At 63.0% G+C, this 24,108-nt stretch carries 26 protein-coding genes and 1 riboswitch; of the genes, 12 read left to right on the top strand and 14 right to left on the bottom strand.

Annotated features, from left to right (window positions below; translation table 11 throughout):
* Positions 1–78: 78 nt before the first annotated feature.
* Genes cobM through cbiE form a run of 3 tightly spaced genes read right to left on the bottom strand, consistent with a single transcriptional unit; the run spans position 79 to position 2,431 of the window.
* Positions 79–873: a precorrin-4 C(11)-methyltransferase gene (gene cobM, locus ACS3QZ_RS06995; protein ID WP_456037185.1), complete on the bottom strand. Its 795-nt coding sequence runs from the start codon at positions 871–873 to the stop codon at positions 79–81.
* Positions 870–1,235 carry a cobalamin biosynthesis protein gene (locus ACS3QZ_RS06990; RefSeq protein ID WP_456037184.1) on the bottom strand — a complete coding sequence of 122 codons (366 nt, stop codon included), beginning with the start codon at positions 1,233–1,235 and terminating at the stop codon, positions 870–872. The genes cobM and ACS3QZ_RS06990 overlap by 4 nt, the downstream gene beginning before the upstream one ends.
* The gene (gene cbiE / locus ACS3QZ_RS06985) at positions 1,232–2,431 is read right to left on the bottom strand and encodes a precorrin-6y C5,15-methyltransferase (decarboxylating) subunit CbiE (protein ID WP_456037183.1); all 1,200 of its coding nucleotides are present in this window, start codon (positions 2,429–2,431) and stop codon (positions 1,232–1,234) included. The genes ACS3QZ_RS06990 and cbiE overlap by 4 nt, the downstream gene beginning before the upstream one ends.
* Between cbiE and ACS3QZ_RS06980 the strand changes: the two genes are divergently transcribed.
* Positions 2,430–3,167 carry a cobalt-precorrin-6A reductase gene (locus ACS3QZ_RS06980; RefSeq protein ID WP_456037182.1) on the top strand — a complete coding sequence of 246 codons (738 nt, stop codon included), beginning with the start codon at positions 2,430–2,432 and terminating at the stop codon, positions 3,165–3,167. The genes cbiE and ACS3QZ_RS06980 overlap by 2 nt on opposite strands.
* 50 nt (positions 3,168–3,217) lie before the next feature.
* Here the strand turns inward: ACS3QZ_RS06980 and cobJ are convergent, their stop codons facing one another.
* The 7 genes from cobJ to ACS3QZ_RS06945 are packed head-to-tail and all read right to left on the bottom strand — an operon-like array spanning position 3,218 to position 11,167.
* Positions 3,218–3,973, bottom strand: coding sequence for a precorrin-3B C(17)-methyltransferase (cobJ, locus tag ACS3QZ_RS06975; RefSeq protein WP_456037181.1), 756 nt, complete (start codon positions 3,971–3,973; stop codon positions 3,218–3,220).
* Positions 3,970–4,701 carry a precorrin-2 C(20)-methyltransferase gene (gene cobI, locus ACS3QZ_RS06970; RefSeq protein WP_456037180.1) on the bottom strand — a complete coding sequence of 244 codons (732 nt, stop codon included), beginning with the start codon at positions 4,699–4,701 and terminating at the stop codon, positions 3,970–3,972. Before cobI ends, cobJ begins: the two co-directional genes overlap by 4 nt.
* On the bottom strand, positions 4,698–5,327 hold the full coding sequence (locus ACS3QZ_RS06965) for a precorrin-8X methylmutase (protein WP_456037179.1): 630 nt from the start codon (positions 5,325–5,327) through the stop codon (positions 4,698–4,700). Before ACS3QZ_RS06965 ends, cobI begins: the two co-directional genes overlap by 4 nt.
* The gene (cobG, locus tag ACS3QZ_RS06960) at positions 5,327–6,460 is read right to left on the bottom strand and encodes a precorrin-3B synthase (RefSeq protein ID WP_456037178.1); all 1,134 of its coding nucleotides are present in this window, start codon (positions 6,458–6,460) and stop codon (positions 5,327–5,329) included. The genes ACS3QZ_RS06965 and cobG overlap by 1 nt, the downstream gene beginning before the upstream one ends.
* Entirely contained in the window at positions 6,457–9,744 is a 3,288-nt protein-coding gene (gene cobN / locus ACS3QZ_RS06955) for a cobaltochelatase subunit CobN (RefSeq protein ID WP_456037177.1), read from the bottom strand. Before cobN ends, cobG begins: the two co-directional genes overlap by 4 nt.
* A gap of 5 nt (positions 9,745–9,749) precedes the next feature.
* Entirely contained in the window at positions 9,750–10,787 is a 1,038-nt protein-coding gene (cobW, locus tag ACS3QZ_RS06950; RefSeq protein WP_456037176.1) for a cobalamin biosynthesis protein CobW, read from the bottom strand.
* A complete protein-coding gene (locus ACS3QZ_RS06945; protein WP_456037175.1) occupies positions 10,784–11,167 on the bottom strand; it encodes a DUF1636 family protein in 384 nt (127 codons plus the stop codon). The genes cobW and ACS3QZ_RS06945 overlap by 4 nt, the downstream gene beginning before the upstream one ends.
* An 81-nt stretch (positions 11,168–11,248) precedes the next feature.
* Positions 11,249–11,461, bottom strand: a riboswitch (cobalamin riboswitch).
* A 39-nt stretch (positions 11,462–11,500) separates the two neighbouring features.
* Here ACS3QZ_RS06945 and ACS3QZ_RS06940 point away from each other — a divergent pair.
* The 5 genes from ACS3QZ_RS06940 (at position 11,501) to ACS3QZ_RS06920 (ending at position 15,422) form a co-directional block, all read left to right on the top strand.
* Complete coding sequence (locus ACS3QZ_RS06940; RefSeq protein WP_456037174.1) at positions 11,501–12,601, top strand: NnrS family protein; 1,101 nt, start codon at positions 11,501–11,503, stop codon at positions 12,599–12,601.
* Positions 12,602–12,670: 69 nt separating this feature from the next.
* Positions 12,671–13,279, top strand: a complete 609-nt coding sequence (gene cobO, locus ACS3QZ_RS06935; protein ID WP_456037173.1) for a cob(I)yrinic acid a,c-diamide adenosyltransferase — start codon at positions 12,671–12,673, stop codon at positions 13,277–13,279.
* A complete protein-coding gene (locus ACS3QZ_RS06930; protein ID WP_456037172.1) occupies positions 13,279–13,629 on the top strand; it encodes a Lin0512 family protein in 351 nt (116 codons plus the stop codon). The genes cobO and ACS3QZ_RS06930 overlap by 1 nt, the downstream gene beginning before the upstream one ends.
* Positions 13,626–13,970, top strand: a complete 345-nt coding sequence (locus ACS3QZ_RS06925; RefSeq protein WP_456037171.1) for a Lin0512 family protein — start codon at positions 13,626–13,628, stop codon at positions 13,968–13,970. The genes ACS3QZ_RS06930 and ACS3QZ_RS06925 overlap by 4 nt, the downstream gene beginning before the upstream one ends.
* Before the next feature lie 3 nt (positions 13,971–13,973).
* Complete coding sequence (locus tag ACS3QZ_RS06920; RefSeq protein WP_456037170.1) at positions 13,974–15,422, top strand: cobyric acid synthase; 1,449 nt, start codon at positions 13,974–13,976, stop codon at positions 15,420–15,422.
* A 42-nt stretch (positions 15,423–15,464) separates the two neighbouring features.
* Here ACS3QZ_RS06920 and ACS3QZ_RS06915 read toward each other — a convergent pair whose 3' ends face one another.
* Positions 15,465–16,442 carry a GlxA family transcriptional regulator gene (locus ACS3QZ_RS06915; protein ID WP_456037169.1) on the bottom strand — a complete coding sequence of 326 codons (978 nt, stop codon included), beginning with the start codon at positions 16,440–16,442 and terminating at the stop codon, positions 15,465–15,467.
* 78 nt (positions 16,443–16,520) lie between these two features.
* Here ACS3QZ_RS06915 and bcoG point away from each other — a divergent pair, with 78 nt between their 5' ends.
* A complete protein-coding gene (gene bcoG / locus ACS3QZ_RS06910; protein WP_456037168.1) occupies positions 16,521–17,432 on the top strand; it encodes a 3-dehydrocarnitine:acetyl-CoA trimethylamine transferase BcoG in 912 nt (303 codons plus the stop codon).
* Between the two features lie 127 nt (positions 17,433–17,559).
* On the opposite strand, the gene ACS3QZ_RS06905 is transcribed toward bcoG, so the two are convergent.
* Positions 17,560–18,030 (bottom strand): DUF1203 domain-containing protein, encoded by a 471-nt coding sequence (locus tag ACS3QZ_RS06905; protein WP_456037167.1) that lies wholly within the window; start codon positions 18,028–18,030, stop codon positions 17,560–17,562.
* Positions 18,031–18,113: 83 nt separating this feature from the next.
* Here ACS3QZ_RS06905 and ACS3QZ_RS06900 point away from each other — a divergent pair, with 83 nt between their 5' ends.
* Together ACS3QZ_RS06900 and ACS3QZ_RS06895 are read left to right on the top strand one after the other, a co-directional pair.
* The gene (locus ACS3QZ_RS06900) at positions 18,114–19,586 is read left to right on the top strand and encodes a carnitine 3-dehydrogenase (protein WP_456037166.1); all 1,473 of its coding nucleotides are present in this window, start codon (positions 18,114–18,116) and stop codon (positions 19,584–19,586) included.
* A complete protein-coding gene (locus ACS3QZ_RS06895) occupies positions 19,583–20,341 on the top strand; it encodes an SDR family oxidoreductase (RefSeq protein ID WP_456037165.1) in 759 nt (252 codons plus the stop codon). Before ACS3QZ_RS06900 ends, ACS3QZ_RS06895 begins: the two co-directional genes overlap by 4 nt.
* A gap of 66 nt (positions 20,342–20,407) precedes the next feature.
* Here the strand turns inward: ACS3QZ_RS06895 and ACS3QZ_RS06890 are convergent, their stop codons facing one another.
* The gene (locus ACS3QZ_RS06890; protein ID WP_456037164.1) at positions 20,408–21,265 is read right to left on the bottom strand and encodes a helix-turn-helix domain-containing protein; all 858 of its coding nucleotides are present in this window, start codon (positions 21,263–21,265) and stop codon (positions 20,408–20,410) included.
* A 105-nt stretch (positions 21,266–21,370) separates the two neighbouring features.
* Here ACS3QZ_RS06890 and ACS3QZ_RS06885 point away from each other — a divergent pair, with 105 nt between their 5' ends.
* From ACS3QZ_RS06885 to ACS3QZ_RS06875, 3 genes are read left to right on the top strand one after another with little or no spacing between them, the layout of a single operon-like run.
* Positions 21,371–21,577 (top strand): DUF2061 domain-containing protein, encoded by a 207-nt coding sequence (locus tag ACS3QZ_RS06885; RefSeq protein ID WP_456037163.1) that lies wholly within the window; start codon positions 21,371–21,373, stop codon positions 21,575–21,577.
* Between the two features lies 1 nt (position 21,578).
* On the top strand, positions 21,579–22,481 hold the full coding sequence (locus tag ACS3QZ_RS06880; RefSeq protein ID WP_456039315.1) for a fatty acid desaturase: 903 nt from the start codon (positions 21,579–21,581) through the stop codon (positions 22,479–22,481).
* A 20-nt stretch (positions 22,482–22,501) separates the two neighbouring features.
* On the top strand, positions 22,502–23,401 hold the full coding sequence (locus ACS3QZ_RS06875; RefSeq protein ID WP_456037162.1) for an EamA family transporter: 900 nt from the start codon (positions 22,502–22,504) through the stop codon (positions 23,399–23,401).
* On the opposite strand, the gene ACS3QZ_RS06870 is transcribed toward ACS3QZ_RS06875, so the two are convergent.
* On the bottom strand, positions 23,402–24,106 hold the full coding sequence (locus ACS3QZ_RS06870; protein ID WP_456037161.1) for an NUDIX hydrolase: 705 nt from the start codon (positions 24,104–24,106) through the stop codon (positions 23,402–23,404).
* Positions 24,107–24,108 lie beyond the last annotated feature (2 nt).

Genomic DNA, 24,108 nt, shown 5'->3' with positions numbered 1-24,108 from the left:
ATATGTTGGGAGCCGGGAACGGGGGCCAGCCCCCGGACCCCCGGGATATTTTTGGCAAAAGGAAGATGAGGGTTATTATTAATCATCGCCGTGACTCCAGCTCGACCAGGGGCTGTCCGCGGTTTGTGGGCGATAGCGGCGGTCGTATTCGGTGGCATAGAGGCAGGATTCGTCGAAGCCTTCACCCGCAAGAGCCGGACCGACGAGGATGAGCGCGGTGCGGGTGATGTTTTGTGTGACGTCGTCCTTGAGGGATGCGAGCGTGCTGCGGATCACCTGCTGATCAGGCCAGCTTGCGCGATAGACCACGGCCACGGGGCAGCCGGGACCATAGGCCGGGGTCAGATCAGTGATCACCGTGTCCAGATTGCCGATCGAGAGGTGTATCGCCAGCGTCGCGCCGGTGGCCGCGAAATTGGTGAGCGTTTCCCCCGAGGGCATTGAAGAGGCGCGGCCTGGTGTGCGGGTCAGGATCACGGATTGGGCAAGGCCCGGCAGGGTGAGTTCTGTTTGCAGCGCAGCGGCGGCGGCGGCAAAGCTGGGCACGCCGGGGGTGACGGAAACGGGGATGCCTTCGGCCCGCAAACGGCGGATCTGTTCGCCCATGGCAGACCAGACCGAAAGGTCGCCGGAATGCAGGCGGGCGACGTCCTGTCCCTTGGCATGGGCGGCCTTGCAATGGGCCACAATTGCGTCGAGATCGAGCGGGGCGGTATTGATGATCGTGGCGCCGTCCGGGCAGTGAGCCAGGATTTCGTCCGGCACGAGGGATCCCGCATAGAGGCAGACGGGACAGGCGGCGATCAGGTCGCGCCCCCGGAGTGTGATCAGGTCGGCGGCGCCCGGTCCGGCGCCAATGAAATGCACGGTCATGCGGGCGATCCTTGGGCAAGGGCGCATGTGGCGCGCCGGTCGGTTGAAATCTGGCGGGGTGCCAGCAGGGCCGCGTGTGCACCCGCTGCGGCAAGGGCGCAGGCTTCGGCCACGCTGCCCGTGGCGCGATGCTCTTGCGCCTTGGGCGATTGGGTCAGTGTCTGTGCCGATTCTAGCAAGGGGGCGGGAACTGGGAACACGGAGAGACCAAGCTCCTGGGCTAGCTGTTGGATGCTTGGGGCATACGCTTTGTCCGCGGGCGCTGCAAGCAGGGTGGGGACATGCGGCCCCGTCTGCGCGAGAGCGTCTCGCAGGCTTTGCGTGGTCGCGATGCCGCGAAATCCGAACCCGGCGACGATCATTTCACAACGCTCCATTGCACGATGGGATAAGCGGACTTCCAGCCGCGCTTGCGCCCGAGGGGGTGGGCATGGGCCAGTTCGATGCGCATCAGATCGCCGCCCCGATCACCGTGCCACAGTGCGAGCAAAGCCTCGGCTTCGAGCGTGACGGCATTGGCGACGAGGCGTGCACCCGATGGCAGCGCGGCCCAGACGGTTTCGAGCATGGTTTGGTTCAGACCGCCGCCAATGAAGACGGCATCCGGCGCCGGCAGATCTGTAAGCGCATCGGGCGCCGTGCCCGTGACAACGGTCAGGCGGTCTGCGCCGAGTTCGGCGGCGTTGGCGCGGATGCGCTCTGCGCGGGTAGGGTCGGTTTCGATGGCAGTGGCTTGCGTGGTCGGGTGAGACCAGAGCCATTCGATCGAGATCGATCCAGAGCCGCCGCCGATGTCCCAGAGATGCTCGCCCGGATGGGGAGCCAGTGCCGAGAGGGTCAGGGCGCGTACGGGGCGCTTGGTGATCTGGCCGTCATGGTCAAAAAGGTCATCTGGACGCCCCGTGGCCAACGGGAGGGCTGGGCCTTCGCCCGCTATGTCGAGGCCAAGACAAACCGGGTGTTGGATATCAGAGAGATTGAACGTTTGGGCCGTGGCATATCGAACACGCTGGCGCGGGCCGCCGAGGGCCTCCATGACGTGAAGGGTGGTTGGGCCAAAACCTTGTTGCACGAGCCAAGCGGCGAAATCCACGACAGAAGGGCCGTCCCGCAGGGTGACAAGCGCGCGCTGGCCGTGATGCAGGTGGGGACGCAGGCGGGCGAAGGGGGCGGCGTGCAGCCCCATGGTCAGGGTCTGTTCCAGAGGCCAGCCAAGGGCAGCGGCTGCCAGCGACATGGTCGAGGGGGCGGGCAGGGTGATGTACTCGCCCGGTACGAGGTGACGGGCGAGCGTTGTACCAGCGCCGTGCCAGAAAGGATCGCCTGACGCCAGGACGACAGTGGGTGTGCCCCGGTGGGTCAACAGTTGGGGGATGCCGTCGGCAAACGGGACCGGCCACTCTACCGTCTTGGCGGTCAGGTCGGATATGAGGGAAAGGTGGCGCGCGGCGCCCATCACCACTTGCGCTTCATCCAGCGCTTTGCGACTTGCGGGGGCGAGGCCATCCGGTCCATCTTCGCCCAAGCCCACGATGGTCAGCCACGGAGCGTCAGCCATGTCTTGCAAACTCCTTATTCTCGGCGGCACAACCGAGGCCAGCATGCTTGCCCGCGCGGTGGCGGAACGCGGCATGAATGCCGTGTTTTCCTATGCGGGCCGGGTTGCCGCACCCAGGGTCCAGCCGATCCCGCAACGGGTGGGCGGATTTGGCGGGGTGGACGGGTTGGTCCGCTATCTTCACGAGCATAACATTACGCATGTCATTGACGCCACGCACCCTTTTGCCGCGCAGATGAGTTGGAATGCCTATCATGCCTGTCGGAAAGCCGGGGTGGACCTTGTTGCCCTGACCCGCCCCGCCTGGCGCGCGCAAGATGGCGATGAGTGGACCTGTGTCGCGGATGTGTCGGGGGCAGTTGCGGCCCTGGAAGGACCGGCGCGGCGCGTAATGCTGGCCTTGGGCAAGCTGAACCTGCCTGCCTTCTCCGCGCAACCGCAGCATCACTATGTTCTGCGGTTGGTCGATACCCCCGGGGACGAGATTGCCTTGCCGCATCACACGGTTGTTGTCGCGCGTGGGCCGTTTGATGTGGCCGGGGATACGGCATTGTTCCGGGAACACCGTGTGGATGTGGTTGTGTGCAAGAATGCCGGGGGTGTTGGAGCAGAGGCCAAGTTGCAGGCTGCGCGAGACCTGAGGCTGCCTGTGATCATGATCGATCGACCGAAGCTGCCGCTGCGGCTGGAGCTGGCGGTGGTTGAAGAGGTATTGGAACGGGTTCAGCCGACCTGACACGGACGCCCCGTCCCCTCCCGTTTTGGGCGACCATGGGCCTTCACAGATCATACGTCTTCGACCGAGCGCGGCGTGTAGACGAAAGGCGCGCCGTTGCGCTCGATAATCCGGGTGCGGGACGAGCCCAGAAGAACCACCGTACGCATGTCTGCCATGTCCGGTGTGGCTTCGGTCAGAGGCACGATACCGATCCGCTGATCCGGGCGCGAGACATTGCGAGCAAAGATGATCGGACGAGCGTCGCCGCAGGCATCCTGAAGCGTTTTCAACGCCTTCTCAAAGCCTTCCGGGCGTGATTTGGAGCGGGGGTTGTAGAAGGCCATGGCAAAATCCGCCTCGGCGGCAAGGCGCAGGCGCTTTTCGATCAGGGCCCAGGGTTTGAGGTTGTCGCTGAGATTGATGGCGCAGAAATCATGCCCGAGCGGCGCTCCGCAGGCCGCGGAAGCGGCCAGCATGGCGGTAATGCCGGGCAGGACCTGAATGTCGAGGTCGCGCCAGTCGGGTTCTCCGTGCTCGACCGCTTCGAACACGGCGGCGGCCATGGCAAAGACGCCGGGGTCGCCGGATGAGACTACCACGACATGTTTGCCCTCCGAGGCCATTTCAAGCGCATGGCACGAGCGGTCGATTTCGACGCGGTTGTCCGATGGATGCAGCGTAAGGCCGGGGCGTTCGGCAACGCGCTCCACATAAGGGATATAGCCGACGATATCAGTGGCCCGGTCCAGTGCGGCCTGCACTTCGGGTGTGATCAGGGCATCGTTGCCGGGGCCGAGTCCGGCGATAACCAGCGAGCCGGTCATGGGCGTCGTCCTTGTCCATGCACGATGACGATGGAAAAATACGGCGTGCCGTGGTCGGTCATTTCAGAAAGTTTGGTCACGGTCTGTTTGCTGCCCATTGTTGCAAACTGCACAAGCCACGCGTTGTCGAATTTGCCGCCATCCTTGAGCGCGGCGACAACCTTGTCGTAGTTCGAGCCGATCTTCATGATCACCAGCGCGTCGGTGCGACGGATGTAATCGGTGAGCTTGTCCTGTTCGAGCGTTCCCATCAGCACGGTCAGCACATCATCGCCCCAGGTGATCGGGGTTTCGGTTGCAGTCCACGCGCCGGACATACCGGTGATGGCGGGTACCACGTCCACCGGGACCACGTCGCGTAGGCGCGCATAAAGATGCATGAAGGAGCCATAGAAGAACGGATCCCCTTCGCAGAGCACCACAACGTCTTCGCCCGCGTTTGCCAGTTCGATCAGGTGCTGCGTGACCTCGGCATAAAATGCGGACAATAGCTCATTATAGCGCGGATCATGCACCGAGATCTCGGTGGTCACGGGGTATTCCATCGGGAACTCGATGGCGTTTTCCGGCAAGAGGCCTTCGACAATCTGGCGCGCCTGTCCCTTGCGCCCCTTTTTACGGAAAAAGGCGACGTGCTTGGCATTGGTGAGGAGGCGGTGCGCGCGCACGCTCATCAAGTCGGGATCGCCGGGGCCAAGCCCCAGCCCATAAATCGTGCCCATGTTCATTCCTTGCGGCTGGCGATGGCGTTGATGGCGGCGACGGTCATGGCAGAGCCGCCCAGACGCCCCTCGACGATCATGCAGGGCACTGGCTGATCGGCCCAGAGCGCGTCCTTGCTCTCGCGTGCACCGACGAAACCTACCGGGCATCCGATGATCGCGGCCGGGCGCGGGCAGGCGGGGTCTTCGAGCATGTTCAGAAGGTGAAACAACGCTGTGGGGGCATTGCCAATGGCGACGATGGCGCCACCCAACCGGTCACGCCAGTGTTCGAGGGCTGCGGCAGAGCGTGTGTTGCCCATTTCAGCGGCCAGCGCGTGGATGCCTTCGGCGTGCAAAGTGCAGATCACCTCGTTGTTGGCGGGCAGGCGTGGGCGGGTGACACCCTCGGAGACCATGCGGGCGTCACAGAAAATCGGGGCGCCGTCTTCCATGGCCTTTCTGGCGGCGGCGACCATGCCGGGGGTAAAACGGACGTGTTTCTCAAGGCCGACCATTCCGGCGGCATGGATCATTCGAACAACGACCTGTTCTTCGTCGGCGTCGAAACCGGCGAGGTCGGCCTCGCGGCGGATGGTGGCAAAGCTCTCATCATAGATGGCCTGGCCGTTTTTTTCGTATTCATATGGCATCAAAACTCTCCGATGCGCTGGGCAAGGGTTTCGGGCGCAAGGCCGGTTTCGGTGGGCTCATCCCACGGGCGGCCATTGCGGACAAGGTTGAAAGCGCCGTTTTCGCCGACAAGGGTCGTGGAACAGGCGCGCGGGCGGGCGCAGCCTTTGGCGCAACCGCTGATATGCAGAGGGCGTCGGGCAAGCGGCGCCAGCATGCGCGCAAGCGCGCGGGTGTCGACGCTTGACGCGTTGCAAAGTGGCGCACCCGGGCATGCGTCGATCCTCAGGAGCGGGTCGTTGGCATCGTTGATGAAATCGGTGGTGGGCGCCATTTCGGTGTCTTCCAGAAGGAAGAGCCGCCATGGGGTCACGCGCATGGCCGTGGCCCGTGTCGCGTTGAGCAGAGCGGCAAGACGGGAGGTGGGCAGTTGGCCGAAGGCAGCGCCGTAAAGAGCGTCGGCTTTGGTCTGTCCCGGAGCCACCGGTTTCGCGGGGGCCGCTGGAAGTGCGGCTTGCCAGTCCGCCGGGGGCTGGGTGAAGGAAACGTGGTTGCCCATCCGTCGATGCACCGGGCCGCCGGTTGTCACGAACCAGTGGGCCATGTCGATCAGGGCGTCGATGGCCGTGTCCGGCGTAACAAGTCGCCCGCGTGACATACCGTCCGCGCGCAGGAGGATGTCGCCGGTCGAGGTCCGTTCGAGCCGAAAATCGGCCGAGTTGGCGGTGAACATCGGATTGGGCCCGAGGTCGATGGCATAGCCGACCTTGGCGGGCATCTCGGGCAACTCAGCGAGCCTTTCGGTCAACTCAATGGCAAGACGGTGGGTATCGTCGCCTTCCTGCCAGAATGGCGTAATCAGGATGTTTCGGCGGCTTTCCAATGCAGGATCGTCGGGGAGAAGATCAAGCGCATGCAACGCGCGCAGAAGCGGTTCGTGGTCAGCCGCGGCGACACCCCGGACCTGCAGATTGGCGCGACTTGTAAGGTCGATCAGGCCGGAACCGAAGCGCTCTGCTGCTGCGCAGAGTCCCAGCATCTGGTCACGCGTCAATCGTGCGAGGGTTGGGCGCACGCGCACCACCAGCCCGTCGCCGGACATCATCGGACGATAGGCGCCCGGGCACCATCCCTTGGCGTCGGGGCGGATCATGACAGGCGCTCCATATCTGCTAGGATCGAGTTCCGGCGGGTTTGCCACAACCCGGCTTCGTGCAAGGCGGCAAAGCGGTCCCGCATGGCGGCCAGTGCCTTGGGGTTCTCGCGTTCAAGAAAAGCGATGATTTCGTCACTGCCAAGGGTTGCGTCGTGATAGGCATCAAACAGTTGGGGGGGCACCGCCCCGGCGAGATGGGCAAAGGCGGCCATGTGATCGAGGGTGGCGGCCATTTCCGCGCCTCCGCGGAAACCATGGCGCATCATGCCCGCGAGCCAGTCGGGATTGGTGGCGCGCGCATGCACGACGCGGGCGATTTCCTCGGTCAGACCACGGGCGCGGGGTGCATCGGGGTTGGTGTTGTCGACGTGATAGAGCGCTGCGGTGCCACCGGTTATCTTCTGCGCGGCGGCAAACCCGGCCTCGTGCGCGGCATAGTCCGACGCGAGCAGGAGGTCGGTTTCGGGCAGGTCCTGAAGATGCACGAAACTGTCGGCTTGTGCCACGCGTTCCGCGATCCCGTCCCGATCCTGGGTTTCGGCGCCGGTATCCAGAGCCCAGGAGGAGGCGTTGAGCCAAGCCTCGCCCGCCGCGCGGCGGCCTTCGTCCGAGTAGTCTTCGATGTCATGGCCCATGCCGAGCCCATAGCTTCCCGGCGCGGGGCCATAGACGCGGGGCGCCGTGACGCGACCTGCAAACGGGTTCCAGTCGGTGGCTTCGTCGCGTTCGCTGAGCGCACGGATGGCCTGGCCGAAGAGGGCCGATAGTGTGGGGAACACATCGCGGAACAGGCCGGAGACGCGCAGGGTCACATCGATGCGCGGGCGTTCGAGCATTGCGATGGGCAGGATTTCAACACCGCTGACGCGTTCGCTGCCTTCGTCCCAGACGGGTTTGGCGCCAAGAAGATGCAGGGCCATGGCGAATTCTTCGCCAGCAGTGCGCATTGTGGCCGAGCCCCAGAGGTCGACGATCAGGTTCTTGGGGTAGTCGCCTTCGTCCTGCAGGTGTTTGCGGACCAGTTCCTCGGCCAGTTTCACCCCTTGCGCATAGGCGGCGCGGGTGGGGACCGACCGGGGATCAGTTGTATAAAGGTTGCGCCCGGTAGGTAGCACGTCATGGCGCCCGCGATAGGGAGAGCCAGATGGACCCGCTTCGATCCGCAAGCCATTGAGAGCACGCAGGAAACCTTGTTTCTCGGACGCAGCGGAAGGGGTCGCATCAAAGCTGCCCGACGCTTGGGGCGCGCGCCCAAAGATATGCAGACCGTCCCCGAATTGGCTTTCCTTGATGTCACACACAAATGTGTCGATGCGCGTGATCGCCTCGGCAAGGGATGTGGCGTCGCCTAGTCCAAGTTCCCTTTGTAATCCAAGTGCTTGTGCCTCATCGCTGATGTTTTGCTGCAACCTGTCGCGGCGCTTGGGATCAAGGCCGTCGGCGTTGGAAAACTCATCAAGCAAGGATTCCAGCCGGGCAAACCGCTGTGGGGTGGCTGATGTTTTCAACGGTGGGGGCACATGGCCCAAAGTGAGTGCGCCGATGCGGCGTTTGGCCTGTGCGGCCTCGCCGGGGTCGTTGACGATAAAGGGATAGATCACCGGCGTGCCACCGATCAATGCATCGGGCCAGCATTCACGGGAAAGAGCCACGGATTTGCCGGGCAGCCATTCCAGCGTGCCATGGGCGCCCACATGGATCAGGGCATCGGTACCTTGAATCAAGCGCAACCACAGGTAGAAGGCGACATAGGAATGGCGGGGTGTGCGGCTGAGGTCGTGATATTCGTCGTCGCGCAGCGTGTCTTGCCCGCGTTCGGGTTGTAAGGCGATAAGGACATTGCCGCGGGTTGTGGCGGCGAAGTGAAAGGCGCCATCGCGGAAAGTCGGATCGTCTTCTGGCGCACCCCATGTCTCGGTGAGCGCGCCCTGAAGCGTTTCAGGCAAGATCGCAAGCGCGGCTTTGTATTCTTCGAGCGGCCAGCACAGGGTTTCGGCTTGCAGGCTGTCGCGCACCGGGCAAGGGGAAGTGGCGGTATCGTACCCCTCGCTCGCAATGTCCTCGAGCATCGCCTCGACGCTTGCCAACGGGTCAAGGCCAACCGCATGGGCCATGTTCCAGTCTTTCCCCGGATAGGTGCTCAGGACGACGGCCAATTGTTTGTCAGAATTGGGTTTTTGGCCTAAGGACACCCAGCCCTGTACCTTGTCGGCCAACGCGCTGATGCGTTCGGATTCGGCTCGGTGGCCGAAGCGCGAATACTCAAGTGCAGCGTCTTTCTTGCCCGGCTCTTTGAACGAAGTGACGCCCGCAAACAGGCGTCCATCGACCTCGGGCAGAACCACATGCATGGCAAGGTCCGCCGGAGACAGACCGCGTTCGGCCTCGGCCCAGGCTTTGCGGCGAGATGTGGAAAGCGCGACCTGAAAAACCGGTGCGTCCGTAGCATCCAGAGGAGAGGTGCCGTCATCACCCTTGCCGGAGAAGGCCGTGGCGTTGACGATGGCGGCTGGCGTGAGCGTACGCAACTGATCAGCCAGCCATGCGGCGGCCTGAGGCTGTTTGAGTGAGGGGGCAAACAGGCCGATCACGTCAAAGCCGCGGCTTCGGAACGCGGCAAACATGGCCTCGATTGGCGCGGTGTCTGCGGCGCTGACATATGCGCGGTAGAAGGTCAGTGCGATCAGGGGCTTGGACGGATCGCAGATGTCCTCGGCTTTGCAAAGACCGGATTCGGGCGTCCATGCGCCGACATCGGGCAGGTTCTTGGAGCCGGGCACAGGGCGCGCATAAAGCCCTGCGGCCAAGGCAAGCTGTGCCAAGGCGGCCTGTGCGGCGATCGCACCGCCGGTGTCACAGAGGTGGGTCAGACGATGCAGCGTGCTCACCGGGAGGGTCGAGACCTCGTCAAGTCGTTCGTCGGGACGACCATCTGCGGGCAGCACGGCGAGCGCGATGCCCTTTTCCTGAGCCAGTGCCTGAACCTGTTGGATGCCATAAGGCCAATAGGAAATGCCGCCGATCAGGCGGATCAGGATGGCCTTGGCGCCGTGCAAGGTCTGTTCGATGTAGGTATCGACGGAAAGCGGGTGTTTTAGCGCCGCGAGATTGGCGAGCCGGAGCGAGGGCAGATCGCCACCCGCGCGGTGCCAGCCTGCCGCGAATGCGCCAAGGTCGGAATCGGAAAATGACAGCGCCACCAGATCGGCCGGGGACTGGCCCAGGTCGATCGGGGTTTCGGTCTCATCCAACCCGTGGCTTTCGCGAAAGACGACGTGCATGGGATTTAGTCTACCAGAGCGGCCCGGATCTTGTCGGGGTTGATGTCGTCATGCTCGGCAATGACCACCATGCGGCCCTGACGGGCTTCTTCCGGCCTCCACGGGCGGTCGAACTGATGACGGACGCGTGCGCCCACAGCCTGAACCAAAAGGCGCATGGGTTTGCCGGCGACGGCGGCGTAGCCTTTGACGCGCAGGATGTTCTGTTCCTTGGCCAGTTTCTCGATCTTGGCCGCGAATGCTACGGGATCCGATTGCTCTGGGATGTCGATCACGACGCTTTCGAAATCGTCATGTTCATGATCGTCATGGCCGTCGTGATGGGAGGGGCGGTTGTCCATATCATCCTCGGCAGCCGCGCCAAGACCCAGGATCACGCGCGGGTCGACTTCACCTTCGGCGACTTCGACCACAGGTAGGGGGCGTGGGGCTTCGGCGAGCACGATGGCCTTGGCCTTGGCCACGCCTTCGGGGCCAGCAAGATCGGGTTTCGTCAGTAGTACGATGTCAGCGCAGGAAACCTGATCCTCGAAGACTTCGGAAAGCGGGGTTTCGTGGTCCAGCCCTTCGTCCGCTTCGCGCTGCGCATCGACGGCGGCGACGTTGGGCGCAAAGCGACCATCGGCTACGGCCTCGGCATCGGCCAGCGCGATCACGCCGTCGACAGTGATTTTCGAGCGGATGTCGGGCCAGTCAAACGCTTTCAAAAGCGGTTTGGGCAGGGCAAGGCCGGATGTTTCGATCAGGATGTGATCGGGGCGCGGCTCAAGCGCCATGAGGGCCTCGATTGTGGGGATGAAATCGTCAGCCACGGTACAGCAGATACAGCCGTTGGCCAGTTCCATGATGTTTTCCGCCGGGCAATCGGGGATCGCGCAGGATTTCAGGATTTCTCCGTCCACGCCGACGTCGCCGAATTCGTTGACCACCACGGCCAGGCGTTTACCCTGCGGGTTCTGCATGAGGTTGCGGATCAGCGTGGTCTTGCCCGAGCCAAGAAAGCCGGTGATCACGGTGACGGGGAGTTTTTCGAGAGTGCTCATTCGGGGATCTCCAGGGGGGGAATTCGGGCGATGCAGTTCTTGCGGAAATGGATGGAGCGCTCGCGCCATGGCACAAGCCCATCGGCGGTTGCGGCGTATTTGGTGACGCCGTCGGCCACCAGTTCCGCGTCCTCGGCTCCGGTGAAATTGCCATAGACATAGGTCCAGCGTTCGTCGCCACCGCGCAGGGTGATGGAACAGCCGTGGTCGCAATTGGAAAAACACTCGACCCCGCGCAGGGTCACGTGGGACGGCAGGTCTGCCGCTTGCAGCGCCTCGAAAAGCCGGGTGCCGGGGCGGGGGCCTTCCTGATCGGTCGGGGCCCCGGCACGGCAGGTGGTGCAGACCAGCAATTCGACAGGTGCGTCGGCGTCGGCCATCTTGTCTTCCCTTGTCGGGGACGGGGAACAGCGACGGGTTGCATTGCATCAGCCCGACACCGGAAACACCCCGTCCGGTTCACGTCATCTCGTTTGCTGGCAGGTCTCCCGGCTTGCGGATTTCGGCGCTTTGGCCTGCGGTGGCCCGGCCTTCCCGGAAGAGATCCAGTGGCATCGGGCGACCTTTCCGGTCACGGTCGCGGGGGCGGCTGCGCTTGGGGGCAATGTCCTGCCCCGTGTCGCATTCCCTATTCACCTGTTCTACAAACAGGCACCAGCGCGCCCAAGTGAGGCAGCGTGGGGGTCTTTGTCAAGCAGGAGAGTGGGCCGTTGATGTCCCAGAACCCTACAAGCGACCGGGTGTGGCCCGAAACCGGCCTTTGGGTCGCATCTTTTCGCGTGATGTTCCCGCTGGCGGCGCTTTGGGCGGCGGTTTCGGTGGGTTTTTGGCAATGGGGCGCAGGGATCTGGCCGAATCTGGAAGCGGGTTTGGCGTGGCACATCCACGAGATGACATTCGGTTTCGGCGGGGCGGCGCTGGCGGGGTATTTGCTGACCGCATGCAGCAGCTGGACCGGGCGGGCTCCGGTTGGCGGCTGGCGGCTGATCGGGATTGCCGCACTGTGGATCGTGGCGCGGGCGCTGGTGCTTTTGGGCTCCGCGCTTGCAGCGCCATTGTCCACGGCGTTTTTTTGGAGCGTGGCGGGCTGCTTGATCTGGGAGGCCAAGCAGGGCGGGCGGCAGTGGCGCCCGGCCTTCATCACGATCTGTCTTTTGGCTGGTGTCGGGTCGGTTCTTTTCCTGTGGCGGGGTGAAGCGAGCACGTGGCCGGTATTGGGTTTTGCTGCCTTGTTGGTGTTCGTCGGTGGGCGAATGGTGCCGGCGTTTCTTTTCAATGCGGTTGGCAGAAAGTCTGTAGCGGGACCCTGGATGATCGCGGCGCTGGCGATTGGCGTTGCCGCAAGTGGCGTGGCACCGGGGGCATGGGCATTGGCCGTGAGCGTTCTATTGCTGGTGCAGGTCGCGAAGTGGCCGGTCAGGGTGGCAACGCGAGACACTCTATTGGCGATGCTGGTGGTTGCGTATCTTTGGCTGCCCGCTGGACTCTTGGCGATGGGCGTGGCACGGGCGATGGACTTATGGCCCGTGGCAGCAGGGTTTCATGCCTTGGCGATGGGTGCGATGGGCGGTTTGATCATGGCGGTCTCGGCGCGGGCGTTCGCTTGGCGCGCGACCGGCGTGTTGAAGGCGCGCCGGGGCGTGGGGGCGGCATTCGGGCTTGTCATGACGGCGGTGATCCTGCGCATGGGCGGGTTGCTTGATGCGGCGGCGGGGCTGTGGTGTGCAGGCTGGCTGATCTACCTCGTCGTCATGCTGCCGCATCTGCACGGGCCGGTGCCGCGCCCGGTGTTCAGCGGTGCACGCGGAAAATGAGGGGCGCTTGTACTTGGTGCAGCGCTATGGTTTCGTGCCGCGCAATACACCTTGCCCAAAGAGAGCGACATGACCGATCAGAACACGCGCCACACCGAAAAGATGAAGAAAATCAAGGCCGCGCGCGATCGCATGATGGCGACAAAGACGGACGAAAAGGGACTGATCATCGTGCATACGGGGCCCGGCAAGGGCAAGTCCAGCTCGGGATTCGGAATGATCATGCGATGTATCGCGCATGGCATGCCGGTTGCGGTGGTGCAATTCATCAAGGGGGCGATGGCGACCGGGGAACGGGCTTTTCTGGAGGAGCATTTTCCCGAGGAGGTGAAATTCCACGTCTCGGGTGAGGGGTTTACCTGGGAGACGCAGGACCGCGAACGCGACATTGCCAAGGCGCAGGCAGGTTGGGATTTGGCAAAAGAGCTGATCCGCGACCCCGCGAACCGGTTCGTGATGCTGGACGAGATCAATATCGCGCTACGCAATGACTATCTCGATATTGACGAAGTGGTGGACTTTCTTTTGAGCGAGAAGCCGGAGATGACCCATGTGCTTTGCACAGGGCGCAACTCCAAGCCCGAGTTGATCGAGGCGGCTGATTTGGTGACGGAAATGACGCTGGTCAAACACCCGTTCCGGGATGGTATCAAGGCGCAGGCGGGGGTGGAGTTCTGATGGCCGTCAAACGTCTGTTGACCGAGTTCGGAATGGGAACGTCGCTTCGGCGGCAGGATTACACCGAGGCTGCCTGTCGCGCGGTGCGCGACGCGTTGTGGCATAATTCGATCAACTTGGCCGAGCTTTTTGGTAAGCAAAAAAGCGAGATGCAAATCACTGTTGATGTGGCAGTTCAACAGCCGGATGCGGTGGATGTGGCCCAGGTGGCCGCGGTTTTTCCTTATGGCGAGGTCTCCGTCGCCGTGGCGCAGGGTGGTTTGGACGTGCAGCGCGCCGACGGCGGCAAGCCGACGGTTATTGCCAACGTCGCCATCTCGGTGGCGCTCGATCTGGAGGGTGCCGCATGAGCGAGCAGCGCTTCATTATCGAGATGGGTATGGGGAACGACCAGTACGGTCAGGATTATACAAAGGCCGCAGCGCGCGCGATTGAGGATGCGATCCGGCATTCGTCGATCCCGATGTTCGATGCACTTGGTATGGATCACGCGGCCATGCGCGTCCAGGTGACGGTTGGGGTACAAGAGCCGGACAAGGTTGATTGCGGAGTACTTTTGACGACGCTGCCGCGTGGGCAAGCCGAGGTTAAGGCGGTGTTTGGTGGGCAGAACGTGACCAACCCGGACAGCGGCAATGTGCTGGTGATTGCAAGCGCGGCGGTGGAAGCTTTCCTGCCGAAACAGGGGTAGGTCATGTCACGTGCGGTGATGATACAGGGAACGGGGTCCAACGTCGGCAAGTCGATGCTTGTGGCCGGGCTGTGCCGGGCGGCGGTGCGGCGGGGGCTTTCGGTATCGCCGTTCAAGCCGCAAAACATGTCCAACAATGCCGCCGTGACCAGCGACGGTGGCGAGATCGGGCGGGCGCAGGCGTTGCAGGCGTTGGCGTGTGGCAAGCCTCTGACGGTGGACATGAACCCGGTGCTTCTGAAGCCCGAAACAGACGTTGGTGCGCAGGTCGTGGTGCAGGGCAAAAGGCTGACTACGGCCAGGGCACGGGACTATGCCAAGTTGAAGCCGACCCTGATGGGGGCTGTGCTTGAGAGTTTCAACCGATTGAAATCACATAATGATCTGGTGATTATCGAGGGCGCGGGCAGCCCGGCCGAGGTCAATCTGCGCAAAGGCGATATTGCCAATATGGGTTTTGCGCAGGCGGCGGATGTGCCGGTGATCCTTGCGGGGGATATTGACCGGGGCGGGGTGATCGCCCAGATTGTTGGAACTCAGGCGGTCATGGATGCTGACGATACGGCGCGTGTTGCGGGGTTCCTCATCAACAAGTTCCGCGGCGATCCGAGCCTGTTTGACGATGGCTATGCCTTGATCGCGGAGCGGACCGGGTGGCCGGGGTTCGGCGTGTTGCCCTATTTCGCCGATGCCTGGAAGCTGCCTGCCGAGGATGCGCTGGACATCGCCAATGCGGAACGGGATGGCGGGGTGAAGGTCGTGTGCCTGAGTTTGAGCCGCATTGCAAATTTCGACGACCTTGATCCGTTGGCGCAGGAGCCGGGCGTGAACCTGACCATGCTGCGTGCGGGGCAGGCGTTACCCGGTGACACCGACGTGGTGATCATTCCCGGCAGCAAGTCGACACGCGGCGATCTTGCCTTTCTGAGGGAACAGGGCTGGGACGTCGATCTTGCCGCACATGTGCGGCGTGGTGGTCATGTACTTGGGATTTGCGGGGGATATCAGATGCTTGGGCAGGTCGTGCGGGATCCAGAGGGAATTGAAGGGCCTGCTGGAGAGACCAAAGGGCTGGGGCTTTTGGACGTTGAAACGGTGATGACACCGGACAAGCGGTTGAGCGAGGTCATGGCCAAGCACACAGGGTCCGGGCAGGTTTTTCGAGGGTACGAAATCCACATTGGCCGAACCGAAGGTACGGATCGTGTGCGGCCCTTTGCGCGAGTGGATGGGCGCGATGAAGGGGCGATCAGCGCGGACGGGCGCGTGGCGGGAAGCTATCTACATGGCATGTTCCGCGAGGACGGGTTCCGGACAGCCTGGCTTGGGGGGCTTGGCGCCTCGGTCGGGGGTGTCGGATATGATGCCACCGTCCAAAGCGTTCTGGATGCATTGGCGGACCATGTCGAGCAGCACCTTGATGTCGCGGGGCTTTTGGCCGTCGCGCGTTGAGATTTAGGGCCTTCGGCGAGAGTATTTTGGGCAAAATGAAGATCAGGGCCGCGCCATGGATTGGCGCAGGGCGCGGGTGGAAGTGCCATAGGCGGATCGGAAGGCGCGGGCAAAGCTGGCCGGGGAGTTGAAGCCGGTGACCAGCGCGATGTCGCGGGACGGGAGCGCGGTGTCGGTTGCCAGGCGATGTGCTTCAGCAAGGCGCAGAGACAGGTAGTGAGACTTGGGGGATTGGCCCAGGTGTCTTTTGAACCGAAGCTCCAGGCTGCGCAGGGTCAGGCCGCAGCGCGTCGCGATTTCCGACAGGGGCAAGGGGTCGTCGAGCGTTGTCTCCATCAGCTCCAGCGCGCGGGCGATTTGGGGGTGATGTCGCAGGGGGCGGGGGACCGATCCGGGGCTTTGCTGACCGGCGGGCATGGGATCGTAGAGAAAAGCGCCTGCGACCCGGCGCGCGAGATCGTTGCCATGGCGTGTGGCGATCAAGTGCAGCATCATGTCGATGCAGGGCGCAGCACCGCCGCTTGTTGCGTAAGGGCCGGAGAGGCAGAAGCGGTCGCGACGGGTGTCGACCAGCGGGAAGCGGCTGGCGAACTCGTCGAGATCCTCCCAGTGGGTTGTGGCCTGATGGCCGTCGAGCAGGCCCGTGCTCGCCAGGATCCAGGGGCCACCGTCGATGGCGGCCATGGGTGTGCCGAGCCGCGCCAGACGGCGCAGGCTGGACAGAAGGCGTGGCGTGGCGTGGTCCTGCAGACGGAATCCGGCCACGATGATCAGGAGGTCGCAGTGGCTGAGCTCCGTGATGGGCGTGCCGGTCACGGCAAGACCGCTGGTCAGGTGGATGGGGGCAGGGGTGGGCGTGTGAAACTGCCATCGGAACAGCGCCTTGCCCGCGCGGCGGTTGGCGGCGCGCATCGGGTCGACGGCGGCGGCAAGGCTGAGCGTGTTGCAGTCATCAAACACGAGCAGCGCCGTGTTGAGCGGTCTGGGATCAGGTGAAAAGACGGTTTTTTCGATTCTCATCAAGTTTACTTCGTAAAATGTAAAGTGGCGGGCGGCAAGTAGGTGAATACTGGATCAAACGACCGGAAAGGAATCGCTATGCCGCTGGAAATGAATCGCGAGGTTTTTATCACCTGTGCCGTGACCGGATCGGGGGGGACGCAGGATCGCAGTCCACATGTACCGCGTTCGCCTGAAGAGATCGCAAACAGTGCGATCGCTGCAGCCAAGGCGGGGGCGGCGATTGTGCATTGTCATGTGCGTGATCCCGAAACCGGGGCGCCGAGTCGTGATCTTGGTCTTTACCGCGAGGTCACGGACAGGGTGCGCGACAGCGCGACGGACGTGGTTCTGAACCTGACGGCTGGTATGGGGGGTGACATTATCTTTGGCGGGGTTGAAGCGCCGTTCCCGGTGTCGAACGCGAGCGACATGGTCGGCGCGACCGAACGGGTGGCGCATGTGGCCGAATGCCTGCCGGAAATCTGCACGCTGGACTGCGGAACGATGAACTTTGCCGAGGCTGATTACGTCATGACCAACACGCCGGGCATGCTCACGGCGATGGGAAAAATGATGACAGATCTGGGGGTTAAGCCCGAGATCGAAGCCTTTGACACCGGGCATCTTTGGTATGCCAAACAGCTTGTGAAGGACGGCGTTCTGGACAGTCCGGCGCTTGTGCAGCTGTGCATGGGGGTGCCGTGGGGCGCGCCGGATGACCTGAATACTTTCATGGCGATGGTCAACAACGTGCCGGATGACTGGACCTTCTCGGCCTTTGGGCTGGGGCGGAACCAGATGGCCTTTGTGGCGGCCTCGGTGCTGGCCGGGGGCAATGTGCGCGTTGGTCTGGAAGACAACCTGTGGCTCGACAAGGGGGTGCTGGCGGAGAACTGGCAACTGGTCGAGCGGGCGCAGACCATCATTGAAAACATGGGCGCGCGGGTGATCGGACCGGACGAAGTCCGCGCCAAGCTGGGGCTTGAAAAGCGCGCGCCGCAGGGGTGATCCGGGGCTGAAATGGTCAATGGTTAACGCGTGGTATAGGCGGGGAACGGCACGTCGGTATGACGTCGGTATTGTGTCGGTATCGCATCGGTACCGGTTTCGTGCCGCTTCGAGTGGCGCCAAAGCGTTAACCGGCGCGGACCACGCGGCATTGAAAGCAATTGTTGGCCGCGCTGCGCACATCGACAAAGGCGATGTCGGCCCGTGCCAGCAATTGTGTGGCATAGTCGGCAATCAGGTTGGTCGGGGTCACTTGTCCGGTGCCGTAGACAATCCTTTCCTTCGCATCATAGCCACGCAGGATGTAGCCCGGCGATTTGAGGATTGCCGGGACATGGGGCGAAGACGCCGCGCGTGTGCAGGCATCGGCACAAAGAAAGATCGGCCCCGTTTCGGTATAGGCGTGCAGCCTTTGAAAGGGGCGATGCGCGAGGATCAGATAGTCTTGCCCGGGCGGCGTTTCGCCAAGGCAATGGCGGCAGGGATAGGCGCCGCCGTCGGACAGGTGGCGTTCAACCGGGTGCCCATGGGCGTCAATGCCGGTGGTGCGGATGGCGGTGACGGTGTCGGTGGGCAAGGCCTGAAACAGAATGGACATGAGCGCTCTCCTTAGCATGGGGGAACGCTAGGGGGGGCGGCGCTGTGCGGCGACCCGAATCTTGCGGGAAAGGAAGACCCAAAATGAAGACGGCAGCGATTATTGGCGGCGGGGTAATTGGCGGCGGATGGGCCGCGCGGTTCCTGCTGAATGGCTGGGATGTACGGGTGTTCGACCCGGACCCCGAGGCGACCCGCAAGATTGGTGAAGTGCTGGACAATGCGCGCCGGTCTTTGCCGGGGCTGAGCGATACGGCCATGCCCGAAGAAGGCAGGTTGAGTTTTCACGAGACGATGTCCGAGGCGGTGCAAGGCGCGCAGTGGATTCAGGAAAGCGTTCCGGAGCGGCTGGAGCTGAAGCAGAAAGTGTACCAGACGCTTCAGGAACATTGTGATGCGGGCGCGATCCTGGGTTCGTCGACCAGCGGGTTCAAGCCGAGCGAGCTGCAGGGCTGCGCCAGCCGCCCCGAACAGATCATGGTCGCGCATCCTTTCAACCCGGTCTACCTGATGCCGCTCGTGGAACTGGTGCCAACGGACAAGAACCCGCCCGAAATGGTGGAAAAGGCCAAGGAGATCCTGACGGGTGTTGGCATGTTCCCGTTGCATGTCCGCAAGGAAATTGATGCCCATATCGCGGACCGTTTCCTTGAGGCGGTGTGGCGCGAGGCGTTGTGGCTCGTCAAGGACGGGATCGCGACCACGGAAGAGATCGACGAGGCGATCCGAATGGGGTTCGGCATCCGCTGGGCGCAGATGGGGCTGTTCGACACCTATCGCGTGGCCGGGGGCGAGGCGGGCATGAAGCATTTCATGGCACAGTTTGGCCCGGCGCTGGAATGGCCGTGGACCAAGCTGATGGATGTGCCGGAATTCACCGATGAGCTGGTCGACCTGATTGCGGGGCAGTCGGATGCGCAGTCGGGACACATGAGCATTCGCGAGATGGAACGCATTCGCGACAACAATATCGTGTCGATGATGCGGGCGCTGAAGGCGCAGGATTTTGCCAGCGGCGCGGTGCTGAACGCGCATGACAAACGACTGTCGAGCGAAGCTGGCATGGTGCGGCAGATGGCCGACATTGCCGATCCGGCTCAGCCGGTGGTGACGGTGGCGCGGGCGGTGCCGGTGGATTGGCTTGATTACAACGGCCACATGACCGAGAGCCGCTATCTGCATGCCTTTGCCGACGCGACGGATCGGTTGATGGAGATCGTGGGGTGTGATCAGGAGTATATCGCAACGGGAGGCAGCTTCTTTACCGCCGAGACCCATATCCGCCATATCGACGAGGCACATCTGGGCGCGCGGATCGAAGTGCGCACGCGGGTGTTGAACGCCGAGGGCAAGAAGATGCATGTCTGGCACGAGATGTATGCCGGAGAGCGGCTTTTGGCGACGGGGGAGCATATCCTGATCCACGTGAGCCTTGAGACCCGTCGTCCGGCACCGCCGAGTGACGAGATCGCACAAAACCTTGCGACCCTCGCCGGGGCGCAGGCCGGATTGCCGTCCCCCGAAGGCGTGGGGCGGTATGTCGGGCAGCCGCGTTGAAGCGGGTTCTGATCACCGCCGGGGCCTCGGGCATCGGGCGGGCAATGGGCGAGGCGTTCGACCGGGACGGTTGGCAGGTTTGGATCTGTGACGTGGATGTTGGCGCAGTTGCGTCCGTACCGGACCATTGGCGTGCGAACGTCGTGGACGTCACAGATGAAACTTCGGTAGCCGCGCTTTTTGCCGAGATTGCCTCGGAGTGGGGTGGGATGGATGCCTTGTGCGCCAATGCCGGGGTCGCGGGACCGACGGCGGCGGTTGAGGAGATTGCCCTGAGGGACTGGCAAGCCTGTGTCGCGGTGAACCTCGAAGGTGCATTCCTTGCCGCGAAATACGCTGCCCCCATGCTGAAGGCGGCCGGGCGGGGCGCGCTCATCGTGACCAGTTCGACCGCTGGTCAGTATGGTTACCCTTATCGCGCGCCCTATGCGGCGGCGAAATGGGCGGTGATCGGATTGACCAAGACATTGGCGATGGAACTGGGGCCGTTTGGCGTGCGGGCAAACGTGATCTGTCCCGGATCGGTCGAGGGGCCGCGCATGGAAGGGGTTCTCGCGCGCGAGGCCGCGGCCAAGGGCATGACGCGGGACGAGGTTTATGCCGGTTATGCGTCAGGGACGGCGATGGGGTCGTTTATCGAGGCGCGGGATATTGGCGAGATGGCGGTGTTTCTGGCATCGGACGCGGCGCGGTTCGTGAGCGGGCAGGTGATCGCGGTGGACGGGTTTACCGTCAACCCGGACCCGAAGGTCTAGGGGGCGCTGCCCCCGTCGCCATGGGCGACTCCCCCGGAGTATTTCCGGCAAAATGAAGTTGTGTGGTCAGATCAGCGACTTGAGGTCCGCGATATGGTCCGGGATCTGGCGGGCGGTGATGTCGGATTGTCGGACCAGGTTGTCGAAGTGTTCGGTGAAGGCGGTCACGCGTTCGGTATCGCGGAAGGCTAGGTAATTGCGCCCGAGGTAGAGCACGGCCAGCAATGGGCCGAAGATGGTGATCGGGCTTGAATAAAGCCGGTGCGCGTCGAAGAGATAGAGGCGCAGGCGGGGGTAGAGCTGGGCGGTGAGGTCGGCAAACATGTCGAGCTGGCGGCGGCGGATGTCACCGTCGAGGCCCTGATAGTAGCCGACACCGCGTGCGAAGGCGTCAACCTCGTGGCGGGGCAGGGCGATTTCATAGTCCGATTGCGAGGAGCGCATCCAGTTCAGGCGATCTCGGGAGGCGTTGATGGCCTGTTCCGTCGTACGCCCCAGATGGGGCGTGTATTCCCATTCGAGCATGTCGTCTGTCTTGAGCATGTCTGGCAGACCCGCGGGGACGTGGCGGATCTTGTAGCCCGCTGCCTCCTGATGCCAGCTGAAGATCTGTTCGTCCACCAGCGCGCGCGGCGCTGCGGTCAACGATAGTGCGTTGGCGAGGATGTCGGCGGTGCTTTCGGGGCGATCGGTGAGGGAGAGCAGCCAGTCCGCCGAGACCCCGAGCGCCGCAGCGCATTCGCCCACCACCTGGGCATTGGGCAGGCGGGCGCCGTCGTCCTTGAGCAGTTGTGACACGGTAGAACGGTCTACGCCGATGCGGCGGGCCAATGCGCTTTGAGTCATGCCCTGATCCTGAAGCGCGATGGCAAGGCGTTGGCGGAACCGGGTGGCGCGCAGACGTTTGTCGATAAATTCACTCATATGGTGTTTTTTATCACGGATGTCGAGTTTTGTTAATCATATTCGGAATTCCGCGGCAGGGCGCGCGTTGGTAACGGTTTTGTGAAGCAAGACATTGGAGACGACATGGAGACCCGGGGGAGAACAGTCCTCAAGGCCGTGATCTGGAACATCATTGGCCTCTGCGTGATGTCGGTCGTGGGCCTTGTTGCAACCGGATCGGCAGCGGTGGGTGGGACGCTGGCCATCGTGAATACGGCGGTCGGGCTGATGCTCTATTTCGTGTACGAGCGGATCTGGTCGAAGATCCACTGGGGGCGGCGTCATGCGTAACATGCACAGGCAGGCCCCTGCCGGAATCGAGTGGCCGACTTTCGGGCTGGTGGTCCTCTGTTATGGCGCCTTTGTCACCGGGACGGTGTGGCTGGCGTCATGGTGGTTGCCGGCAGGCATGATCGTGACGGCGCTGGCGTTGGCGCTGCATTCCTCGCTGAGCCACGAGGTTTTGCACGGACATCCGTTCCGTTCGCGATTTTTGAGCGAGGCGTTGGTGTTTCCTGCGATTGGCCTCTTCATCCCCTATATTCGGTTTCGGGACACGCATCTGGCGCATCATCTGGACTCGCGGCTGACCGATCCGTACGACGACCCGGAAAGCAATTACCAGGACCCGGCGGTCTGGGCGCAGCTTCCGGCGTGGCGGCAGAAGGTGCTGACTTTCAACAACACCCTTGCCGGAAGGCTGTTGATAGGACCGCTGGTGGCGCAAGAGGCGTTCATGCGGACCGACTGGCGGGCGATCCGGGCGAGGGACCGGGCGGTCCTGAACGGGTGGCTCTGGCATATCCCGTCGCTGGCGCTGGCGTTGTGGTGGATGTTCGCGGTGTCGCAATTGCCGGTCTGGGCCTATCTCGTCTCGGCCTATGGAGCGCTTTCGATCCTGAAAATCCGCACCTTCCTTGAGCATCAGGCGCATGAGCGCGCGCGCGGGCGGACCGTGATCATCGAGGACAAGGGGCCGCTGGCGTGGATTTTCCTCAACAACAATCTGCATGTGGTGCATCACATGCATCCGCGCATGCCGTGGTATCGCCTGCCCGTGCTGTTTCGCGAAAACCGGGACCGGTACCTGTCGCGAAATGATGGGTATTATTATCGCTCTTACGGTGAGATTTTCCGCCGCTATCTATGGGCGCGCAAGGACCCGGTGCCACATCCGCTCTGGCCAAAACAGTGAGGAGCGGGCACTAACGCCCCATGGAATTGTGGATCATTGCCTCGGTCGCGGCCGCGCTGTTTCAGTCGGTGCGTTTCATGCTGCAGAAGCATCTCGCACAGGTGAAGCTATCTGCGGCAGGGGCGACCTTTGCCCGGTTTGTTTACTCAGCGCCCCTGGCGGGCTTGATCTTGGCGGTCGTATTGCGGAGCCAGCGCCCCGACATGGCTTGGCCGGGCGCGGCGTTCTGGGCCTTTGGCGCGGTTGGCGGCGCGGCGCAGATCACGGCGACGGTGTGCACGGTGATGCTTTTTGGGCGGCGTAATCTGGCCGTGGGCATGACCTTTATCAAAAGTGAAGTGTTGTTGACGGCGCTCATTGGCTTTGTGGTGCTGGGCGAGGCGGTGTCCGGAATTGGGCTGCTGGCGATTGTGCTTGGGGTGATTGGCGTACTGGTTCTGTCCGGACCTTTGGAAGGCGGGCGGGGCTGGCGGCGGTTCCTGTCACCCTCGGCGGCGCTGGGCCTTGGGGCGGGGGCGCTTTTTGGCGTATCGGCGGTGTTTTATCGGGCGGCGTCGCTGGAGGTCGCCTCCGATGCGCCGATGTTGCGTGCGTTGGTGACGCTGGCGGCGGTCACGATGATGCAAATGCTGGGCATGTGGGTCTGGTTGCGCTTCCGGGAGCCGGGCGAGGTTGGCCGCGTGCTGGGCGCGTGGCGCAGCGCGGGGTTCATTGGCCTGACCAGCATGGCAGGGACGTTTTGCTGGTTCACGGCCTTCACGCTGCAGAATGCGGCCTATGTGAAAGCCGTGGGGCAGGTGGAGCTGATCTTTGGCGTGCTGGCGACGCTCTTGGTTTTTCGAGAGCGTATCAGCGGGCGTGAATATCTTGGTATCACGCTGCTGGCGCTGTCGATCCTGGGGCTTGTGGCGCTGGCCTGATTATTCGTCGGCCATGTTGGGTTCGCGGCCCTTGAGTCGCAGGAAAAGGCTTTCTTCATCGCCATTCTTGAAAAATGGGACATTCGCGGGCGGCGTCGGGTCCTTCACACGGCCTTCGACCTCGGCCAGAACGACCTCGGTGATGAAGGGCAGGTCAAATTCGCGCGCCTTTTGCAACGGAATCCACTGAAGATGAGAAAGCTCGTCACAGGCGGCGGAGAAATCATCCAGATCGGTGGCAATTTCGTCAGCGTCCAGAAGGAAGAAACGCGCATCAAAGCGGCGCGGGCGGCCCGGGGGGGTGATTGCACGAAACACGAATTGCAGGGGATGCGCCGTGGGCACGTGGCCGGTGGCGGCGTAGGTTTCCCAATCCGACGGCGGAGTGATGTCCCATGTCCCCTGCTGACCGAGGATGAGCCCGGTCTCTTCCCAAAGTTCGCGGATGCAGGCCACGCCAAGCGGGTGCACGAGCGATCCGTCCGCGTCTTCCTGCAGGCGGTCCCGGCAGACGGCGGGCATCTGCGTGGCCAGCGGGATATCCGCATCGGCCGCATCCACCGCGCCGCCCGGAAAGACGAACTTGTTGGGCATGAAGGCCGCCTTGGCCCCACGCTGCCCCATCAGGATATGGGGGTCGCTACCGCGATCGCGCAGGACGATCACGGTGGCCGCATTGCGGATGGCGGTCTTGTCAATAGTCATGT

It is taken from the genome of Shimia sp. W99 (genome assembly GCF_053851455.3).
This window is presented reverse-complemented; position numbering and strand designations above follow the sequence as displayed.

Excerpts from the sequence above, each read along its gene's own strand:
- cobM (WP_456037185.1), bottom strand. The coding sequence starts at position 873 with ATGACCGTGCATTTCATTGGCGCCGGACCGGGCGCCGCCGACCTGATC.
- ACS3QZ_RS06990 (WP_456037184.1), bottom strand. The coding sequence starts at position 1,235 with ATGATCGTCGCCGGGTTCGGATTTCGCGGCATCGCGACCACGCAAAGC.
- ACS3QZ_RS06980 (WP_456037182.1), top strand. The coding sequence starts at position 2,430 with ATGTCTTGCAAACTCCTTATTCTCGGCGGCACAACCGAGGCCAGCATG.
- cbiE (WP_456037183.1), bottom strand. The coding sequence starts at position 2,431 with ATGGCTGACGCTCCGTGGCTGACCATCGTGGGCTTGGGCGAAGATGGA.
- cobJ (WP_456037181.1), bottom strand. The coding sequence starts at position 3,973 with ATGACCGGCTCGCTGGTTATCGCCGGACTCGGCCCCGGCAACGATGCC.
- cobI (WP_456037180.1), bottom strand. The coding sequence starts at position 4,701 with ATGAACATGGGCACGATTTATGGGCTGGGGCTTGGCCCCGGCGATCCC.
- ACS3QZ_RS06965 (WP_456037179.1), bottom strand. The coding sequence starts at position 5,327 with ATGCCATATGAATACGAAAAAAACGGCCAGGCCATCTATGATGAGAGC.
- cobG (WP_456037178.1), bottom strand. The coding sequence starts at position 6,460 with ATGATCCGCCCCGACGCCAAGGGATGGTGCCCGGGCGCCTATCGTCCG.
- cobN (WP_456037177.1), bottom strand. The coding sequence starts at position 9,744 with ATGCACGTCGTCTTTCGCGAAAGCCACGGGTTGGATGAGACCGAAACC.
- cobW (WP_456037176.1), bottom strand. The coding sequence starts at position 10,787 with ATGAGCACTCTCGAAAAACTCCCCGTCACCGTGATCACCGGCTTTCTT.
- ACS3QZ_RS06945 (WP_456037175.1), bottom strand. The coding sequence starts at position 11,167 with ATGGCCGACGCCGACGCACCTGTCGAATTGCTGGTCTGCACCACCTGC.
- ACS3QZ_RS06940 (WP_456037174.1), top strand. The coding sequence starts at position 11,501 with ATGTCCCAGAACCCTACAAGCGACCGGGTGTGGCCCGAAACCGGCCTT.
- cobO (WP_456037173.1), top strand. The coding sequence starts at position 12,671 with ATGACCGATCAGAACACGCGCCACACCGAAAAGATGAAGAAAATCAAG.
- ACS3QZ_RS06930 (WP_456037172.1), top strand. The coding sequence starts at position 13,279 with ATGGCCGTCAAACGTCTGTTGACCGAGTTCGGAATGGGAACGTCGCTT.
- ACS3QZ_RS06925 (WP_456037171.1), top strand. The coding sequence starts at position 13,626 with ATGAGCGAGCAGCGCTTCATTATCGAGATGGGTATGGGGAACGACCAG.
- ACS3QZ_RS06920 (WP_456037170.1), top strand. The coding sequence starts at position 13,974 with ATGTCACGTGCGGTGATGATACAGGGAACGGGGTCCAACGTCGGCAAG.
- ACS3QZ_RS06915 (WP_456037169.1), bottom strand. The coding sequence starts at position 16,442 with ATGAGAATCGAAAAAACCGTCTTTTCACCTGATCCCAGACCGCTCAAC.
- bcoG (WP_456037168.1), top strand. The coding sequence starts at position 16,521 with ATGCCGCTGGAAATGAATCGCGAGGTTTTTATCACCTGTGCCGTGACC.
- ACS3QZ_RS06905 (WP_456037167.1), bottom strand. The coding sequence starts at position 18,030 with ATGTCCATTCTGTTTCAGGCCTTGCCCACCGACACCGTCACCGCCATC.
- ACS3QZ_RS06900 (WP_456037166.1), top strand. The coding sequence starts at position 18,114 with ATGAAGACGGCAGCGATTATTGGCGGCGGGGTAATTGGCGGCGGATGG.
- ACS3QZ_RS06890 (WP_456037164.1), bottom strand. The coding sequence starts at position 21,265 with ATGAGTGAATTTATCGACAAACGTCTGCGCGCCACCCGGTTCCGCCAA.
- ACS3QZ_RS06885 (WP_456037163.1), top strand. The coding sequence starts at position 21,371 with ATGGAGACCCGGGGGAGAACAGTCCTCAAGGCCGTGATCTGGAACATC.
- ACS3QZ_RS06880 (WP_456039315.1), top strand. The coding sequence starts at position 21,579 with ATGCACAGGCAGGCCCCTGCCGGAATCGAGTGGCCGACTTTCGGGCTG.
- ACS3QZ_RS06875 (WP_456037162.1), top strand. The coding sequence starts at position 22,502 with ATGGAATTGTGGATCATTGCCTCGGTCGCGGCCGCGCTGTTTCAGTCG.
- ACS3QZ_RS06870 (WP_456037161.1), bottom strand. The coding sequence starts at position 24,106 with ATGACTATTGACAAGACCGCCATCCGCAATGCGGCCACCGTGATCGTC.